General features: G+C 71.7%; 12 protein-coding genes. 5 read left to right on the forward strand and 7 right to left on the reverse strand.

The annotated features are described in order from the left end of the window. Positions 1-224: 224 nt before the first annotated feature. From lgoX to RFN52_RS03960, 4 genes are all read left to right on the forward strand, one after another. On the forward strand, positions 225-2,237 hold the full coding sequence (gene lgoX / locus RFN52_RS03945; protein WP_374050148.1) for an L-glutamate oxidase LgoX: 2,013 nt from the start codon (positions 225-227) through the stop codon (positions 2,235-2,237). 212 nt (positions 2,238-2,449) lie between these two features. Next, positions 2,450-3,433: a Bug family tripartite tricarboxylate transporter substrate binding protein gene (locus RFN52_RS03950; protein ID WP_184853779.1), complete on the forward strand. Its 984-nt coding sequence runs from the start codon at positions 2,450-2,452 to the stop codon at positions 3,431-3,433. Continuing rightward, positions 3,430-3,969, forward strand: coding sequence for a tripartite tricarboxylate transporter TctB family protein (locus RFN52_RS03955; RefSeq protein ID WP_184842357.1), 540 nt, complete (start codon positions 3,430-3,432; stop codon positions 3,967-3,969). The genes RFN52_RS03950 and RFN52_RS03955 overlap by 4 nt, the downstream gene beginning before the upstream one ends. A 1-nt stretch (position 3,970) precedes the next feature. Beyond that, positions 3,971-5,467, forward strand: a complete 1,497-nt coding sequence (locus tag RFN52_RS03960) for a tripartite tricarboxylate transporter permease (protein ID WP_184842359.1) — start codon at positions 3,971-3,973, stop codon at positions 5,465-5,467. Between the two features lie 8 nt (positions 5,468-5,475). Here RFN52_RS03960 and RFN52_RS03965 read toward each other — a convergent pair whose 3' ends face one another. The 7 genes from RFN52_RS03965 to efeU form a co-directional block, all read right to left on the reverse strand. Continuing rightward, complete coding sequence (locus tag RFN52_RS03965; RefSeq protein WP_184842362.1) at positions 5,476-7,488, reverse strand: DUF2264 domain-containing protein; 2,013 nt, start codon at positions 7,486-7,488, stop codon at positions 5,476-5,478. 22 nt (positions 7,489-7,510) lie between these two features. Continuing rightward, a complete protein-coding gene (locus tag RFN52_RS03970; protein WP_184853780.1) occupies positions 7,511-8,566 on the reverse strand; it encodes a LacI family DNA-binding transcriptional regulator in 1,056 nt (351 codons plus the stop codon). Positions 8,567-8,609: 43 nt separating this feature from the next. Next, positions 8,610-10,259: an extracellular solute-binding protein gene (locus RFN52_RS03975; protein ID WP_184842364.1), complete on the reverse strand. Its 1,650-nt coding sequence runs from the start codon at positions 10,257-10,259 to the stop codon at positions 8,610-8,612. A 17-nt stretch (positions 10,260-10,276) separates the two neighbouring features. Then, positions 10,277-11,164, reverse strand: coding sequence for a carbohydrate ABC transporter permease (locus RFN52_RS03980; protein ID WP_184842367.1), 888 nt, complete (start codon positions 11,162-11,164; stop codon positions 10,277-10,279). Next, the gene (locus RFN52_RS03985) at positions 11,161-12,015 is read right to left on the reverse strand and encodes an ABC transporter permease (RefSeq protein ID WP_184842369.1); all 855 of its coding nucleotides are present in this window, start codon (positions 12,013-12,015) and stop codon (positions 11,161-11,163) included. The genes RFN52_RS03980 and RFN52_RS03985 overlap by 4 nt, the downstream gene beginning before the upstream one ends. Positions 12,016-12,246: 231 nt before the next feature. Further along, positions 12,247-13,521: an iron uptake transporter deferrochelatase/peroxidase subunit gene (gene efeB, locus RFN52_RS03990; protein WP_184853781.1), complete on the reverse strand. Its 1,275-nt coding sequence runs from the start codon at positions 13,519-13,521 to the stop codon at positions 12,247-12,249. Between the two features lie 50 nt (positions 13,522-13,571). Continuing rightward, on the reverse strand, positions 13,572-15,752 hold the full coding sequence (gene efeU, locus RFN52_RS03995) for an iron uptake transporter permease EfeU (protein ID WP_184842372.1): 2,181 nt from the start codon (positions 15,750-15,752) through the stop codon (positions 13,572-13,574). Between the two features lie 270 nt (positions 15,753-16,022). Between efeU and RFN52_RS04000 the strand changes: the two genes are divergently transcribed. Beyond that, a complete protein-coding gene (locus RFN52_RS04000) occupies positions 16,023-16,724 on the forward strand; it encodes a VOC family protein (protein WP_184842374.1) in 702 nt (233 codons plus the stop codon). Positions 16,725-16,877 lie beyond the last annotated feature (153 nt).

Here is a 16,877-nt window from a genome sequence, read left to right on the forward strand (position 1 = left end):
GCGGGACGGCCGGAGATCAGGGTTGTGGATACGCAGTCGCAGTGTGGAGGCCCGTTCGCGGCGGCGGACGCGGTTCGCAGCGCGTTCATCCCTTCGGGTTCGCCGGGCACGTCGTGGGCGGTGGATCCGCTGTGACGTGAGGGTTTTGCCTCTGATTCGCTCCTTAGGGGCAACGCCGGGGCGAACGGCGGCGGCCCGTCACGGCCGCCGTTACAAAGATCGCCATGATTGATGATCACGCGATGGTGTGCTCTGAAGATGGTTTCTCCCGGCGGGAGTTCGCGGCGGTGGCCGGCACGGCCACGGTGGCGACGGTCCTGGCCGGGGGTACCGCCACGGCCCTGCCCGCGTCGGCCGCGCCGCTCGCCCCGGCCCTTCCCGGCGGCGGTCGCGGCGCCGACTTCGACAGATGCCTCGCCGTCGCCCGTGCCCTGCTCGTCCTGGACTCCGACGACCGCCCCCTCGTTCCGCGCTACGTGCGCGTCCTGAAAGACGGACTGCCGGCGCGACGGACCCGCCCCAAGGACGTCCTCGTCATCGGCGCCGGCCCGTCCGGGCTGGTGACCGCCTGGCTGCTGAAGGAGGCGGGGCACCGGGTGACGGTCCTGGAGGCCAACGGCAACCGGGCGGGCGGCCGCATCAAGACCTTCCGAAAGGGCGGCCACGAAGGTGCCGGGCAGCCCTTCGCGGATCCCGGCCAGTACGCCGAGGCGGGCGCGATGCGCATCCCCGGCAGCCATCCGCTGGTGATGGAACTCATCGACCGGTTCGATCTGAAGAAGCAGCGCTTCCACTACGTCGACGTCGACGAGGAGGGACGTCCCGCCGCGCGCACCTGGATCCACGTCAACGGCATCCGCGTGCGGCGCGCCGACTACGCCCGCTCCCCCCGGCGCGTGAACCGGTCCTTCGGCGTACCGAAGGCCCATTGGGACATCCCCGCCGCAGCGATCCTGCGTGCCGCGCTGGACCCCGTGCGCGACGAGTTCAGTCACGTAGGCCGGGACGGCAAGCGGGTCGACAAACCGCTGCCGGAGCGGCTGCGGGGCTGGGCGCGGGTGGTGAAGCGGTTCGGCGACTGGTCGATGTTCCGTTTCCTCACCGAGCACGCGGGGCTCGACGAGCGGACCGTCGACCTGATCGGCACCCTGGAGAACCTCACCTCACGTCTCCCGCTGTCCTTCATCCACAGCTTCATCGGCTCCTCCCTCATCAGCCCCGACACGCCCTTCTACGAGCTGGAGGGCGGCACGGCCGTGCTGCCGGACGCCCTGCTCGAACGCGTGCGCAAGGAGGTGCGGTTCGACCGGCGGGTGACGCGCATCCAGTACCACCACCCCGACCGGCCCTCCGCGGACGGCGGGCATGTGCGGAGCAAGGGCCCGCACGTGTGGGTGGACACCGTGTCCGAGGGGCGCGACGGCCCGGTCGTCCGCGAGCAGTTCACGGCCGACGTCGCCGTGGTGACGGTGCCGTTCTCCGGGCTGCGCCATGTGCAGATCGACCCGCCGCTGTCCTACCGCAAGCGCCGCGCGGTCTGCGAGCTGCACTACGACAGCGCGACCAAGGTGCTGCTCGAGTTCAGCCGCCGCTGGTGGGAGTTCGACGAGGACGACTGGAAGCGCGAGCTGAACGCCGTCGACCCGGGCCTGTACGACGCCTACCGCAGCGGCAAGGCCCCCGCGGACGGCAGCCTGCTCGGAGCGCACCCCTCGGTGCCCGGCGGGCACATCACGCAGGCTCAGCGCACCCACTACGCCGCGAACCGCGCGATCGGCCGCGACCAGCCGGAGGCGGCCGGTGTCGTGGGCGGCGGCTCGGTGTCGGACAACGCCAACCGCTTCATGTTCAACCCGTCCCACCCGGTCCCGGGCAGCGCGGGGGGTGTGGTCCTGGCGTCCTACAGCTGGGCCGACGATGCCCTGCGCTGGGACTCCCTGGACGACGAGGCGCGGTATCCGCACGCGCTGTGCGGTCTGCAGCAGGTCTACGGCCGGCGCATCGAGGTGTTCTACACCGGCGCGGGGCGTACCCAGAGCTGGCTGCGCGACCCGTACGCCTACGGGGAGGCGTCGGTGCTGTTGCCCGGGCAGCACACGGAGCTGTTGCCCGTCATCCCCCAGCGTGAGGGGCCGTTGCACTTCGCCGGGGACCACACGTCCGTCAAACCGGCGTGGATCGAGGGGGCGTTGGAGTCGGCCGTGCGGGCCGCCCTGGAGGTCCACACGGATCAGTGACCGTTGATCGAGGGGCCCCGGCGCGCACGCGCCGGGGCCCCGTGCGTTCGGCTCGCGCCCGGCGGCGCTTCCTGCGACCGCAATGACCAAAACCTCCGTTGCTTCCGGAAGGGAGACAGCCCACCGGAGCCCGGGCACCATGTGGCCCACGTCACCCTCCCCCACAGGGCGTATCCCTACCCGCATCGACGTACCGACAGGTGGTGGCACTCGTGCGCCTGCGCACCCCCCTCGCCCTGCTCGGGGCCGCCGTGCTCGTGCTCGTCGGACCGCCGCTGCTGACGACCGGCAGCGGCTCCGAGACCGGCACACAGATCCCGGGCCTGCGTTTCATGGTCCCCAACACGCCCGGCGGCGGCTACGACATCACGGCCCGCACGGCCGCGAAGAACGCCGAGGACGCCGGACTCACCCACAACATCGAGGTGTTCAACCTGCCCGGTGCCGGCGGCACGGTGGGCTTGAGCCGGCTGGTGAGCGAGCACGGCAACGGCAAGCTCGCCATGTCCATGGGCCTCGGAGTCGTGGGCGCCGTCCGTTCCAACGACGCGCCGAAGACGCTCGGGGACACCACGCCGATCGCCCGGCTCACCGAGGAGCAGGACGTGGTCGTCGTGGCGAAGGACTCGCCGTACAAGACGATCGACGACCTGATCGGCGCCTGGAAGGAGAGCCCCGGCAAGCTCCCGGTGGGCGGCGGCTCGTCGCCCGGCGGGCCCGACCACCTCGCGCCGATGCTGATGGCCCGGGCCGCCGGGATCTCCCCGAAGCAGGTCAACTACATCCCCTTCGACGGCGGCGGCGAACTGCTCGCCTCGATCCTCGGCAACAAGGTCGCCTTCGGTGTCTCCGGGGTGGGCGAGTACCTGGACCAGATCAAGGCGGGCGAGCTGCGCCTCCTCGCGGTCACCGGCCCGAAGCGCGTCGACGGGCTGGACGCGCCCACGCTGAAGGAGGCGGGCTACGACGTGAACTTCACCAACTGGCGCGGCATCGTCGCCCCGCCCGGCCTGAACGACGGGGAGCGCGACAAGCTCGTGAAGCTCGTCGAGGAGCTCCACGACTCGGCTGAGTGGCGCAAGTCGCTGGAGCAGAACGGCTGGGACGACGCCTTCCTCACCGGTGAGAAGTTCGGCGCGTTCCTCGACTCCGAGGACAAGCGCGTGGTTTCGGTGCTGAAGGAGCTGGGACTGTGACGACACAGACCGACATTCCCCCCGCCGAGACCGGCGGCGAGCGGCGCTCGTGGCTGCGGGAGCACTCCGAACTCGGCGTGTGCGCACTGCTGCTGGCCCTGGGCGTCCTCGTCCTGACCGACGCTCTCACCATGGACGTCGACATCGCCCAGCGCGGCCCGGTCGGCCCGAAGACCGTGCCGATCGTGGTCGGATCCGGACTGCTGGTCATCGCCGCCCTGCTCGCCCTGGACGTGCTGCGCGGCGGCCGGGGCCAGGCCGAGGGCGGTGAGGACATCGACCTGTCCGAGCCCGCCGACTGGCGCACCGTGCTGCTGCTCGCCGGGGTGTTCCTCGGCGCGGCCGTGCTGATCGAACCGCTCGGCTTCCCCATCGCGGGCGCGCTGCTCTTCTGGGGTGCGGCCTACGCGCTGGGCAGCCGCAGGATCGACCGTGATCCGCTCATAGCGGCCGGGCTCTCCCTCGTCACCTACACCGTCTTCAACAACCTGCTCGGAGTGCCCCTGCCCGGCGGTCCGCTGATGGGAGTGCTGTGACATGGATGCCTTCAACTCCCTTCTGGACGGCTTCGGTACAGCCCTCACGCCGATCAACCTCCTGTGGGCCGTCATCGGAGTGCTGCTCGGCACGGCGATCGGCGTGCTGCCGGGCATCGGCCCGGCGATGGCGGTCGCGCTGCTGCTGCCGGTGACGTACGGGCTCGACCCGATCGGCGCGTTCATCATGTTCGCCGGCATCTACTACGGTGCGATGTTCGGCGGCTCGACCACCTCCATCCTGCTCAACACGCCCGGAGAGAGCGCGGCGGTGGTGGCGGCCATGGAGGGCAACCCCATGGCCAAGTCCGGGCGCGGCGCCCAGGCCCTCGCGGCGGCCGCCGTCGGGCACTTCGCGGGCGGCCTGATCGGCACGCTGCTGCTGGTGGCGCTCGCGCCGACGGTCGCGAAACTGGCCGTGGACATCGGCGCGCCGGACTACTTCGCCATCATGGTGCTGGCGTTCATCGCGGTGACGTCGGTGCTGGGATCGTCCCGCATCCGGGGTCTCGCCTCCCTGCTGATCGGCCTCACGCTGGGGCTGGTGGGCCTGGACCAGATGACCGGCCAGCAGCGTCTGACGTTCGGCTCGCTCCAACTGGCCGACGGCATCGACGTGGTGATCGTCGCGGTCGGGCTCTTCGCGATCGGCGAGGCCCTGTGGGTGGCGGCCCATCTGCGGCGCAGGCCGCCGGAGCCGATCCCGGTGGGGCGTCCCTGGCTCGGGCGCGACGACGTGAACAGGACCTGGAAGTCGTGGCTGCGCGGCCCGTTCATCGGTTTCCCGTTCGGCGCGATCCCGGCGGGCGGCGCGGAGATACCCACCTTCCTGTCGTACGTGACGGAGAAGCGCCTGTCGAAGCACAAGGACGAGTGGGGCAAGGGTGCCATCGAGGGCGTCGCGGGCCCGGAGTCGGCGGCGTCGGCCTCGGCGGCGGGGACCCTGGTGTCGATGCTGACGCTCGGTCTGCCGACCACGGCGGTCGCGGCCGTGATGCTGGCCGCCTTCCAGCAGTACGGCATCCAGCCCGGCCCGCTCCTCTTCGAGCGCGAACCCGACCTGGTGTGGGGCCTGATCGCCTCGCTCTTCGTCGGCATGGTGCTGCTGCTCGCGCTGAACCTGCCGTTGGCACCGGTGTGGGCGAAGCTGCTGCGCATCCCCCGGCCGTACCTGTACGCGGGCATCATGTTCTTCGCGGCGGTCGGCGCGTACGCGGTCGGCGGCGAGGTGATCGACCTGGTGATCCTGCTGATCATCGGCCTGATCGGCTTCGGGATGCGCCGCTACGGGCTTCCCGTGCTGCCCGCCGTGATCGGTGTGATCCTCGGCCCGAACGCCGAGCAGCAGCTGCGGCGCGCCCTGCAGATCAGCGACGGCAGTGTGACGGGACTGGTCAACACGCCGTTCGCGGTGACCGTGTACGCGGTGATCGTGCTGCTGCTGGTGTGGCCGCTGCTGAGGAAGGCGGTGACGCGGGGCCGCGCCGAGGCGGCCTGACCCGGTTGTCACGGCACCCGCTCCCGGGTGCCGTCCGGGAAGCGGATCTCCACCTCACCGGACACGGCGACCCGTACGCGCGTTCCTGAACCTCGCGCGTACGGGTCGCCGTTCGTCTTTCGGCCGCCGTTCGTCTCTCGGTCGCCGTTCCTCTCAGGGTCGCCGTTCACGTTCAGGTCGCCGTTCACCTCCGGGTCGGAGCTCAGCACGACGAGGGTGACCAGGAGGTGGGTGCCGCCCGGGTGTGCGGGCAGGGTGAGGTACGGGGTCGCCGAGTGGTGCCCGTAGGCGTTGGCGCCGGCCGCGTGGGCCACCGCCGCCCGGGCGTCCAGCCACCCGTGCAGTCCCACGATCGTGCTGGTCAGACCGTCCGTGCGCCGGGCCAGCGCCCTGCCCGGGCCGGTCCTGCCGAGCGGGGGTGCGGTGTCGTCGGCGACGGCCCATCCCCCCTCGCGTACGGGCGTGCCGGGTGGCGCGTCCACGCGGTGCACGCGTACTTCCCACGGGCCGTGCACCACGCTGACCGTCTCGACGCGATGCCCTTCGCCGCTGCCGGGGAGCACGGCCCGGTGCCAGGAGGCGGCACGGGCGCCCTCGACGGCGAGGGGGTGGATGCGGCCGCGCCGGGTGGGTGTGCCGTCGGGGGCCAGCAGGGCGATGTGGTTGTCGGGGCCGGTGTGCGGGGCCGGTGGTGTCTCGGGGGCGGTGGCGCTGGAGTAGGCGAGGCGGGCGTAGTGCGGGCTGTCGTCCGGTGCCGCCGGCGGGGGCGGCAGGCGGTCGCTGCCGTGGTTGACCAGCCGTACGATCCCGTCGGCCGCGGTGGAGTGCAGCAGCCAGCCCGGGGCGGGTAACGCGAGGCGGACGTCGCCCGTCTCGACCGGGCCGGGTTCCTCGGGCGCGGTCCACACGGGGTGGTCGGCGGGCAGGAGCAGGCCGAGGAAGGCCTTGCTCGCCCAGTACGGGGAGGCGGGGCCCGAGTAGCGCTGGGTGACCGGGAGGAAGGGCCGGTACCAGCCGAGCGTGAGCAGCCCCCGCTCGTCGGGCACGCCCCGCTCCGCGAAGTGCCGCAGCGCCCCGGAGGCGAGGCGGCGGGTACGGCCGGGCGGGAGCGGAGTGGCGTCGGCGAGCACGCCCGCCCACAGGGGCGCCGTCGTACCGAACCGGTAGGTGAGGGAGCGGCCTTGGTGGACCGGGGCGCCGTCGCCGCCGAAGAAGTGCTGGTGGTCGTGGAGGAACGTGCGCAGGCGTGCGCGGTGCCCCGCCACCAGCAGGGGATCGGCGCGCGGCCCGGCGATACGGGCCCACAGGACCGGGTACAGGTGCAGGGCCCAGGCGTTGTAGTAGTCGAACTTGCGGCCGTCGCCGTCGGTGTACCAGCCGTCGCCCCGGTACCAGTCCTCCAGGCGGGCCAGCCCGGCGTCGATCTCGGCGCGGCTGTGCGGGGCGCCGACGGAGGCGAGGAACTCCTCGGTGATGACCTGGAACAGCCGCCAGTTGGAGTCGTTGACGACCGCTCCGAGGAAGCCTCCGAGCCAGTCGGCGATCCGCTGCCGTACGCGGTCGTCGAGCCGGTCCCAGATCCAGGGGCGGGTCTCGTGCAGGGCGATCGCGACGGAGGCCGCCTCGACCATGGGCTGGCTCCGGTCGGTGACGGGCAGCCAGTGGTCGGGGCTGCGCGGGTCGGTGCCGGACGCCAGCCCGGCCGCGTACCGCTCGATCAGGCCGGGCGTCTCCCGCCCGCCCGAACCGGCGATGCGGAACGCGGCCAGCAGGAAGGAGCGGGCGAAGCCCTCCAGTCCGTCCGACCAGGGCCCGGAGTGGCTGGGCCGCCCCGGCAGACGGTACTGGGCCAGGCCCGGCGAGGCGTAGGGCGTCAGGGCGTCCAGAAGGCGGTCGGCGACGGCCTCCCAGTGGGCGCGGGTCCAGCCGGTGACGGGCGAGGTCAACGGCTCGGCGGGGGGCAGGCGGGGCAGGTTGGGGAGGTGCGTCGGGTCGGGGAGCGACACGTGCGGCGCGCTCATGGGGGTGCGGTTCCTCCGTTGGTCACAGGGCGCGCCCGGGCGGGGGCGGGCCGACGCTGTCGCGGACGACGATGTGGGTGCCGAGCAGATGATGGGCCCCGGCGGCGTGCTCGGGGTCGCGCAGGGCGATGCGCACGGCGGCGCGTCCGAGTTCCTCGGCGGGGGTGCGGACGGTGGTGAGGGGCGGGTTGAAGTCCTCGGCGAGCGGGATGTCGTTGTAGCCGACGACGGAGATGTCCCCGGGGACGCTCAGCCCGGCGTCGGCGATGGCGCGCAGGGCACCGGCGGCGACCATGTCGTCCCCGGCGAAGACCGCGGTGAACTCCCGTTCGGCTTTGAGGAGTTCGGTCATCGCCCGGTGGCCGGCGGCGCGGCCGAGTCCGCAGTCGACGACCTGCGCGGCCTCCGCCGGCAGCCCGTGCTCGGCGAGGGCGGCCCGGTAGCCGGTGACGCGGGCGTCGAGGGCGGTGTTGCCGGGCAGGCCGCCGAGGAAGACGATCCCCCGGTGCCCGGCCGACAGCAGGTGGCCGGTGACGGCGCGGGCTCCGGCCTCGTTGTCGAACTCCACGACCAGCGCGGGGATCTCGGGCCCTGGCGCGGGCCGGCCGCAGAGCACGAGCCGGGCTCCGGAGGAGTCGAGGGCGTGGGCGTAGTGGGCGACGCGCTCGCGGTAGGCGTCGTCCTCGACGACCCCGCCGACCAGGATGACCAGCCGGGCGCCCTCCTCCCGCATGAGCTGCACGAACTCCATCTCACGCTGCGCGTCGCCGCCGGTGGCGCCGACCACGCACAGCCAGCCGCGGTCGGCGGCCTCGGCCTCCACCCCCTCGGCGACCTGGGCGTAGAAGGGGCTGGTGACCTGGCGGACCACGACGGCGGCCATCTTGCGGCCGCCGCCGACCAGGGCGCGGGCGTGCGCGTTGGCGACGTAGTCGAGGTCGCGGGCGGCGCGCAGGACCCGGGCCCTGGTCGCGGCGGGCACCGGGTGGTTGCCGCTGAGGGCGCGGGAGGCGGTCGCCGTGGACACGCCCGCCCGCTCGGCGACCTCGCGGATCGTGACCCGCCCCTTGGACCCCATGTCGTTCCCCATCCCCCGCGTCTCCTCTTCCGCCCACCGCTGTTCAGGTGTTGGCCGCGTAGTCCTTCGCGTACTCGTCGGCCATTCTGTCGCCGCCCCGGCTCCGCCACTTCTTGACGGCCGCGTCCCACTCCGACAACGGCAGGCGCCCGGCGATGATCCCGGTCACGGTGTCGTCGAGGAACGTCTTGAGCGTGGCGCCCTGGGAGTTGTTCGTGGGGGACTGGAGCCCGTAGGAGGCGTCGCGGATGGCGTGCGGCACGACCTTGCGCTGCCAGGTGTGCAGGGCCCGTACGGCGTCGGGCATGCCGGGCACGAACAGCACCTGGGGTCCTTCGGCGAGGTACTTCAGCGGCAGGTTGGTGTTGTTCTCCACCTCGCCGAGCCGGGTGGGCTCGGGTGAGCCGTCCTTGCCGCGGGTGAAGTGGACGCCCTCGACGCCGTAGTGGACGAGTTCCCATTCCTCGCTGCCGAACGGCGCGGCGAGGTAGTCGAGGATGCGCAGCAGCAGCCGGACGCGTTCCTCGTCCGCCTTTTTGAGGACGGTGTAGCCGAAGGAGCGGCGGGCGGCGACGATGCCGCCGGGCTCGCCGCCCACGCCGTACGGGAGGGCCGGAGCCGGGGTCATCTTGCCCCGTGACTCCCGGTACTTGGGCAGGTAGGCGCCGAAGCCGTCCTGCATGGAGCCGACGGTGCCGTTGTAGTAGAGGGTTGTCAGGTCGATCTGGGAGATGGACGTGGCGTCGGGGTGGTAGGAGCCGTTCTTGCGCAGCCGTGCCTGGAAGGCGATCGAGGCCTTGTAGCGTTCGTCGGCCGCCGCCGTCAGGAAGGTGCCGTCATCAGTGACGGCCCAGCGCTGGGGCGCGTTGTGGGCGGCGGAGTGGAAGCCGTTGCCGAACAGGGAGCCGTTGGCGGCGCCGAGCATGTGCGTCTTCCCACGGGTGCCCCTCCTCGCTACGGCGGTGAAGTCCTCAGCGCTCCAGCCCGCCTTCATGCCCGAGTCGGCGAACATGTCCTGGTTGATCCACAGGGTCGAGCCGGGCAGCGGGCGTTCGAGCGGGACTCCGTGGATACGCCCGCCGATACGGCCCATGTCGCGCCAGGCGTGGGTGGGGATGTTGGCGAGGTTGGGGTAGTCGGTGATCGCGTCGCCCGACAGGTACGGCGTGAGGTCCTCGGCGCGGCGCTGCACGAACTGCGCCTCCCTGGGCAGGGTGAAGCCGGTGAACATGTTGATGATGTCGGGCAGCGCGTCGGCGTCGCCCGCCATGACGGTGGCCATCTTCTTCTGGTAGTCGGCCTGGGAGATGATCGTGTACTCGATCTTCACGCCGAGGGCCTTCTCGACGGCCGCCCAGAACCGGTTCGCGGAGGCGGGCTTGGGCGGCGTACCGAAGGAGACGGTCATGACGCGGACGGTGGAGCCGTCGCCGGGGGTGCGGGAGACGGACTTGACCAGGTCGGAGGGGTAGGAGGTGTATCCGGCCTGGACACCGGCGGCGGTGGGGGCGAGATCGGGCTTCGGACCCGTCGCGGGCCGGTACGACGGCCACGGCGCGAGCTTCTTCCCGGCGTTGGAGACGTCGCCGTCACCGGAGCCCGAGGAGCAGGCGGTCAGCAGGACGGGGGCGGAGACGGCGGCGCCGCCCACGGCCAGGGAGCGCAGGAGGGTGCGTCGGGACATGCTGGGCATGGATGAACCACCTCGTGTCAGCTCTTGACGGCGCCGGTGAGCACGCCCTTGGTGAAGTACTTCTGCAGGAAGGGATAGACCAGAAGGATCGGCACGGTGGCGATCACGAGCACCGCCATCTGCACGGTCTGCGGGGCGGTGACGGTGGCCTCCCCGGTGGTCGCGTCGGTGAGCCCGGCCCCGGCCACCACATAGGTGCGCAGCACCTGCTGGAGCGGCCAGTGGTCGCTCTCCAGGTACAGCGACGCGTAGAACCAGGAGTTCCAGTAGGCGACGGCGTAGAACAGGCCGACGACGGCGAGCGCGGCCTTGGACAGCGGCAGCACCACCGACACCAGCACCCGCCAGTCCCCCGCCCCGTCCAGCCGGGCCGCCTCGTACAGCTCCTCGGGGATCGACTGGAAGAAGCCGCGCAGGACGACCAGGTTGAACACGTTGACCAGGACGGGCAGGACCAGCGAGGCGTAGGAGTCGAGCAGGCCGAGTTCCTTGACGAGCAGGAAACTCGGGATCATGCCGGGCGGGAAGAGGAACGTGAACAGCACCAGCAGCAGGACGGGCTTGCCGCCGAAGACACCGGGCCGGGACAGCGCGTAGGCCAGGGTGACCGTGCAGGCGAGGCTGAGCAGGGTGCCGGCGATCGTCACTCCGGCGCTGACGCCGAGGGCGTGGGTGACGATGCCGCCGTCGAAGATGTCGCGGTAGGCGTCGAGCGTGGGCTCCGTGGGCCACAGCACCCAGCCGCCGTTGTCGACGACCTCCTGGGTGGAGGCCAGGGAGGTCGACACGATCACCAGGAACGGCACGCACACCAGCAGCACGACCGCGGTCAGGGCGAGGGCCTTGGCGGCCTGGGTGAGGGGCCGTGGTTTCTCCATCCAGCCGGGCCGGGCGGACGCGCTCACCGGTAGACCCCCTGTTCGCCGAGGCGGTGGGCGACCTTGTTGGCCGCGTAGACGAGGAGGGCGCCGACGAGCCCCTTGAACAGCCCGGCCGCCGCAGCGAACCCGTAGTCGCCGCCGACGATGCCCTGGTGGTAGACGAAGGTGTCGATGACCTCGGCGGCCTCGGGGCCCACCGCGTCGCGTTGCAGCAGCATCTGCTCGAAGCCGACGGAGAGGATGTCGCCGAGCCGCATGATGAGCAGCAGCACGACCACCGGGCGGATGGCGGGCAGGGTGACGTGCCAGAACCGCCGCCAGGGCCCGGCGCCGTCGATGGCGGCCGCCTCGTACTGCTGCTCGTCGACCTGGGCGAGCGCGGCGAGGAAGATGATCGTGCCCCAGCCGGCGTCCTTCCAGATGACCTGGGCGACGACGAGCGGCTTGAAGGCGTCCGGATCGCCGATGATGTCGACCGTGTGCAGACCGGCCCCACTCAGGCCGCTGTTGAGCAGGCCGGTGTCGCCGAGCACCTGCTGGAACAGCGCGACGACGATCACCCATGAGATGAAGTGCGGCAGATACGCCACGGACTGCACGAACCGGCGCACCGAGCTCCAGGTGAGGGTGTGCAGCAACAGGGCGAGGCCGAGCGGCACCGGGAAGTAGAAGACCAACTGGAGGACGGCGATCCAGAGGGTGTTGAGGACCGCGTCCCAGAAGGCCTCGTCCTCGAACATGCGCCGGAAGTTGCCGGACCCCACCCAGGGGCTGCCCCACAGGCCGTCGAACGGAACGTACTCCTTGAACGCGATGACGTTGCCCACGAGTGCGCCGTAGTGGAACAGCAGGAAGTAGGCGACGCCGGGGAGCATGAGCAGGAACAGCGTCCTGTTCTTACAGCTCTGAAAACCTTTACGCGCGCCCTGCGCCCCTCCGGAGGGGCGGCGGCTGGGACTCACCCCCTTCGCACCTGCTCGTTCCCGTAAGCCAGTTGCCACGGTTCCCCCTCACGTCGGCGTGTCCGGTGAAGGGAAGCTAAAACGTTTTCAATGCGCGGTCAACACCTCCGGCACGGACGGGACTTCGGGCCGGGCCTCGGCGCGTCAGGCCGAAAGCAGCCCCCTGCCGAGCCAGTCGGAGGAGTCCCGCACGCCGGGCAGGGCGAAGAAGTAGCCGCCACCGGTCGGGGAGATGTAGTCGACGAGCGGCTCGTCGATCAGCCGGGTCTGCGTGGCCTCGAACTGGCGGCGCACGTCCTGCTGGTAGCAGCAGAAGACCAGTCCCATGTCGAGGTCGCCGACGTCGTCGACGCCCCGGTCGTAGTTGTAACCCCGGCGCAGAAGCCGGGAGTTGTCGGTCTTCGCGGTGCGCGGGTTGGCGAGCCGGATGTGCGCGTCGAGCGGGATCGCGGTGCCGCGCGGGTCCTTGGCGTAGTTCGGGCTGTCGGTCTCGCGGGCGCCGTCCAGCGGGGCGCCGGTGTCCTTGCGCCGGCCGAGCATCAGCTCCTGTTCGGACAGCGAGACCCGGTCCCAGAACTCCACGAGCATCCGGATGATCCGGACGACCTGGTAGCTGCCGCCGGCCGCCCAGGAGGGCTCACCCTGTCCCTCGCCGACCCACACCAGGTGGTCCATCTCGCGGGCCGAGGCGACGTCCGGGTTCACGATGCCGTCCTTGAAGCCCAGCAGGTTGCGCTGGGTGCCGCTGGGCCGGGGCACGTTCTGGAACCCGTCGACGCGCCACCGGATCTGCAGCGCGCCCCGGGTGTGCTTGGCGATGTCGCGCAGCGCGTGCAGCACGGTGTCCTGGCGGGCCGCGCAGATCTGCAGGGACAGGTCGCCGTGGCACTCGGCGGGATTCAGGTTGTCGTTGGGGAAGGTCCGCATGGGCGTGAGCCGGCGCGGCTTGGCCCGGGCGAGCCCGAACCGGTCGTCGAACAGGGAGGCGCCGACACCCACGGTGACGGTGAGCGCGTCGGCCGGGACGACCGGACCGAGGATGCCGTTGTCCGAGGGCGGGGCACCGACACCGAGATCCTCGGGCGTGCCGCCTGAGGTGAGGAAGCGGGCCCGGTCGGTGAGCGTTCGCAGCAACTCGGTCAGGCCCTTGCGGCTCTCGGCGATGACGTCGAAGGAGACGAATGCCGCGGCGGCCTGCGCGGGGGTGAGGATCCCCGCCTGGTGGGTGCCGTGGAAGGCCACCGGGGCGGCGCTCTGCTGCTCGGCCGCATGGGCTCTCGCGCCGCCGCTCCCGGCGAGTGCGACTCCGCCCCCGGCCAGGACGGCTCCGGCCGCCCCGGCGCCCAGGGCCGTCTTCACGAAGGAGCGGCGGCCGGCGTGGGCGGGGCAGCCCGGCGGCGGCGTGTCGGCGGACGGCATCAGGGGGTTCCCTTCGGAGTCTTCTGCGGGGTGGTCGCGTCGCCCGGCGCTCATGCGGACTTCCTGACTTCGAGCAGGTCCGGCACCGGCGAGAGGTCTTCGAGGAGCTGCCCCGTGGCTCCGTCGAGCCGGGCCTTCGCCGCGTGGTCGAGCCGGTCGACGGGGGTCCAGCCGGTCCCGTGGTGAGCGGAGTCGAGCAGCTTCTGCAGCCGCGCGATGTCCGCGTCGACGGTGGGCAGCAGACGGGGGGCGCGCGTGGTGAGCAACGGCTTGAGTACGGCGAGCAGTTCGCGTGTGCCGGCGAGGTTGGCGTCGGCGGTGGCCAGTCCGGTGCCGCTGCCCTGGTCGGTGTCGCCGGTCAGTTCGAACTGGAGGGTGTTCTCCAGGATCTCGTGGGCGCGCAGGGGCAGGTCGGAGGAGTCGAAGTCCTGGTGCGGGAAGGCCTTTCGCAGTCCGGCGCCGTCCTCGGCCAACTGCTGCGCCACGCCCTTGAGTCCGGCCGCCGGCTCACCGTGCCACAGCCCGTACTCGATGCGGAGGAAGCCGGTGAAGTCCTTGTCGTGCACGCCGCCCGGCAGACCGTCGGGACGCCCGTCGATCTTCTGGTCGAAGTCCTCGAAGGTGCCGTAGGCGGCGCCGAGGGAGGCGTAGGTGCGGTGGGCCGTCAGCCAGTCGGCGCGGGCGGTGCCCAGGTGCCCGGCGCGGATGTCGTCACTGAGCTTCCCGGTCTGGGTGACGAGGGTCGCCAGCCCCCGGTCCACGTACGCCCGGTACGCCTTGAGCGGCGCGGCCAGATCCCGCTCGGAGACGGGGACGACGGCGTAGGCGCCGGCGGCGCCGCCGACCCGGACCACCTTGGAGGTGACGGCCTTGCCGTCGGCCGGCACACAGCGCCAGGCGTACGTCCCGCCCGACACGGTGGCGACCAGGTCCCGGGTGGTACCGGGGGCCAGCCCCTCGATCTCGCCGTAGACCGCGTTCGAGGTCGGGTCGATCAGATACACCTCGGAGGTCTGGTTCCCCGTGTTGTGCATCAGGAAGTCCTGCCGCCCTGGTTCGGGAGCGGTGAACCCCTGCCCGCAGGCCGTTTCGGAGACGGCGACGGTCTCGCCGGCGGCGGGCTTGGGGTCCGCCAGGGCGACGACAAGGCCGGCCAGGAGAGCCGGGACGGCGACTACGGCGACGGGGATCAGCCAGGCGGGGCGGCGGCGGGTGGGTGCGGTGGTGGGGGTGGGTGCGCTGGTGAGGGTGGGCGGCGGCTCGGCGGCGGGGGGCCGGGCGGACGGCGGGTCGGCCGGTGGGGCCGCACGGGGGGCCGCCGCACGCTTCCCGCCGGCGACCGCCCCGCCGGAGCCCACACGCTGACCGGCACCGGCATCGGCACCGGCACCGGCAGGGGCGCCCGCACCCGCACCCGACTGTTCCCGCACTTCCCGCACGAACAGCGTCATCACCACGGCGAGATACCCGACGTACCCGGCCACTTGGAGCCAGGTCATCGCCGGAGTCAGGTTGAGCACGCCCTGGAGCAGCGTGCTGTACCAGGCTCCGGCGTCGACGCTGCCGCTCAAGTCGAAGGCGTAGGCCGTCCCGCCGGGCAGGACCGTGCCCTCCTGGAGGTCGCGCAACCCGTAGCCGAGCACGCCCGCGGCGATGACGATGAGCACCACGCCCGTGGCGGTGAAGAAGCGGGTGAGGTTGATGCGCAGGACCCGCCGGTACAACCCCCAGCACAGGGCCGCAGCCAGGACGAGTCCGATGCCGGCGCCGGTGAGGGGCCCGGCCGACTCGTTCGCCGCGCGGGCCGTGGTCCACAGGAACAGCGCGGTCTCCAGGCCCTCGCGCCCCACCGCGAGGAAGGAGGTGAGGACCAGGACACCGGCGCCCATGGCCAGGGCCCCGGTGACCTTCTCCCTGATCTCGCCCGCGAGACCGCGGGCGGATCGCCGCATCCAGAACACCATCGCGGTGACGAAGGCGACGGCGACGATGCTCAGCGTTCCGCCGAAGGCCTCATGCGCGGTGGTGGGCAGGGAGGCCGCTGTGAAGGTCAGAACCGCACCGAAGCTCATCGACAGCGCGATCGCCGCCAGCACCCCGGTCCACACCTGCGGCAGTCGCGACCTGGCCCCGGCCCGTACGAGGGTGGCGACCAGCACGGAGACGATGAGCCCGGCTTCGAGTCCTTCCCTCAGCCCGATCAGAAAGCTCGGAAACGCGTCGCCCCACATGTACCGGCCCTCCCGGCCCAACGCCCCGGCCCCGCACAGGCGGGTTAGCCAAGGCATGCCTTACCAACGCCGACCATCATGGACTCGACTCCCTGGGCATCCGGTCATGAATGCCTCATGGCCCGGCAAAAGTCCTGGCGGTTTCCGGCCAACGGGCGGGGCCCTCTTCCGGCTTCCCCGCCGGCACTTCCGCGTGCGCGGTGGCGGAAACTCCCTTGCGGAGCCGTCCGGGGGCGCGATACCCAGCATCGGGACGACAAGGAGCACGAGATGACGACCCGTCCGGGTTCATTGAACGAGTTCTGCTGGATGGACCTCAAAACCCGCGACCCGGCCGGCACCGCCGCCTTCTTGTCCACGACGCTCGGCTGGAGCTTCGCGGTGGACGAGGAGGACTGGCGCAAGGCCATCAAGATGTCCGTCGACGGCCGACCGATCGGTGGCGTCAGCGACGTGGCGAGCCCGGCCTACCCTCCAGGTACACCCGCCCACATCGCCTACTACCTGGCGGTGGACGACATCGAGCGCCGTGTCGAAGCGGCGACGGCCCATGGCGCTCGCCTTGTCGTATCCCCCTTCGACGCGGGCGGTCAGGGCCGCATCGCGACACTGACCGACCCTGAGGGCGCCGCCTTCTCCCTCTGGCAGCGGCGCCACTTCCCAGGATGGAGCTTCCCTCCCGGCCTGGCGGGCGCTCCGCATCGCATGGTCCTCGCCTGCGATCGGCCCGACGAGGCCCGGCACTTCTACGAGAAGACGACCGGAGCGCCCCTGTTCTGCGCCGACTTCATCGCCGCGGCGGAGCCCGGTGCATCCACCCCGCAGTGGGAACTGGTGGTCGCCTCGATGATCTGGACAACGTCATCCGAGCACACGATGACGGCCGGGCCTCGGTCACCTCTTCCGAGAGCACGGCCGTCGCGTGGTGCGGCTGAGCAGCCCGGAGGGACTGTCCTTCCTGCTGCGTCATAGGGAGCTGTGACTCGATCACAGGCCGCACCTGCGAGAAGTCCGCTGCCCGCCGGGCCTTCGAGGCCCCCGGGCCCGCCGTCGGGACGCCACACCTCTTGACGCGTCAATGACAAGGATGGCTTGATGAGGTGGGAGCGCTCCCACCTCATCAAG

The organism is Streptomyces collinus (assembly GCF_031348265.1).
Taxonomy (GTDB): Bacteria; Actinomycetota; Actinomycetes; order Streptomycetales; family Streptomycetaceae; genus Streptomyces; species Streptomyces collinus.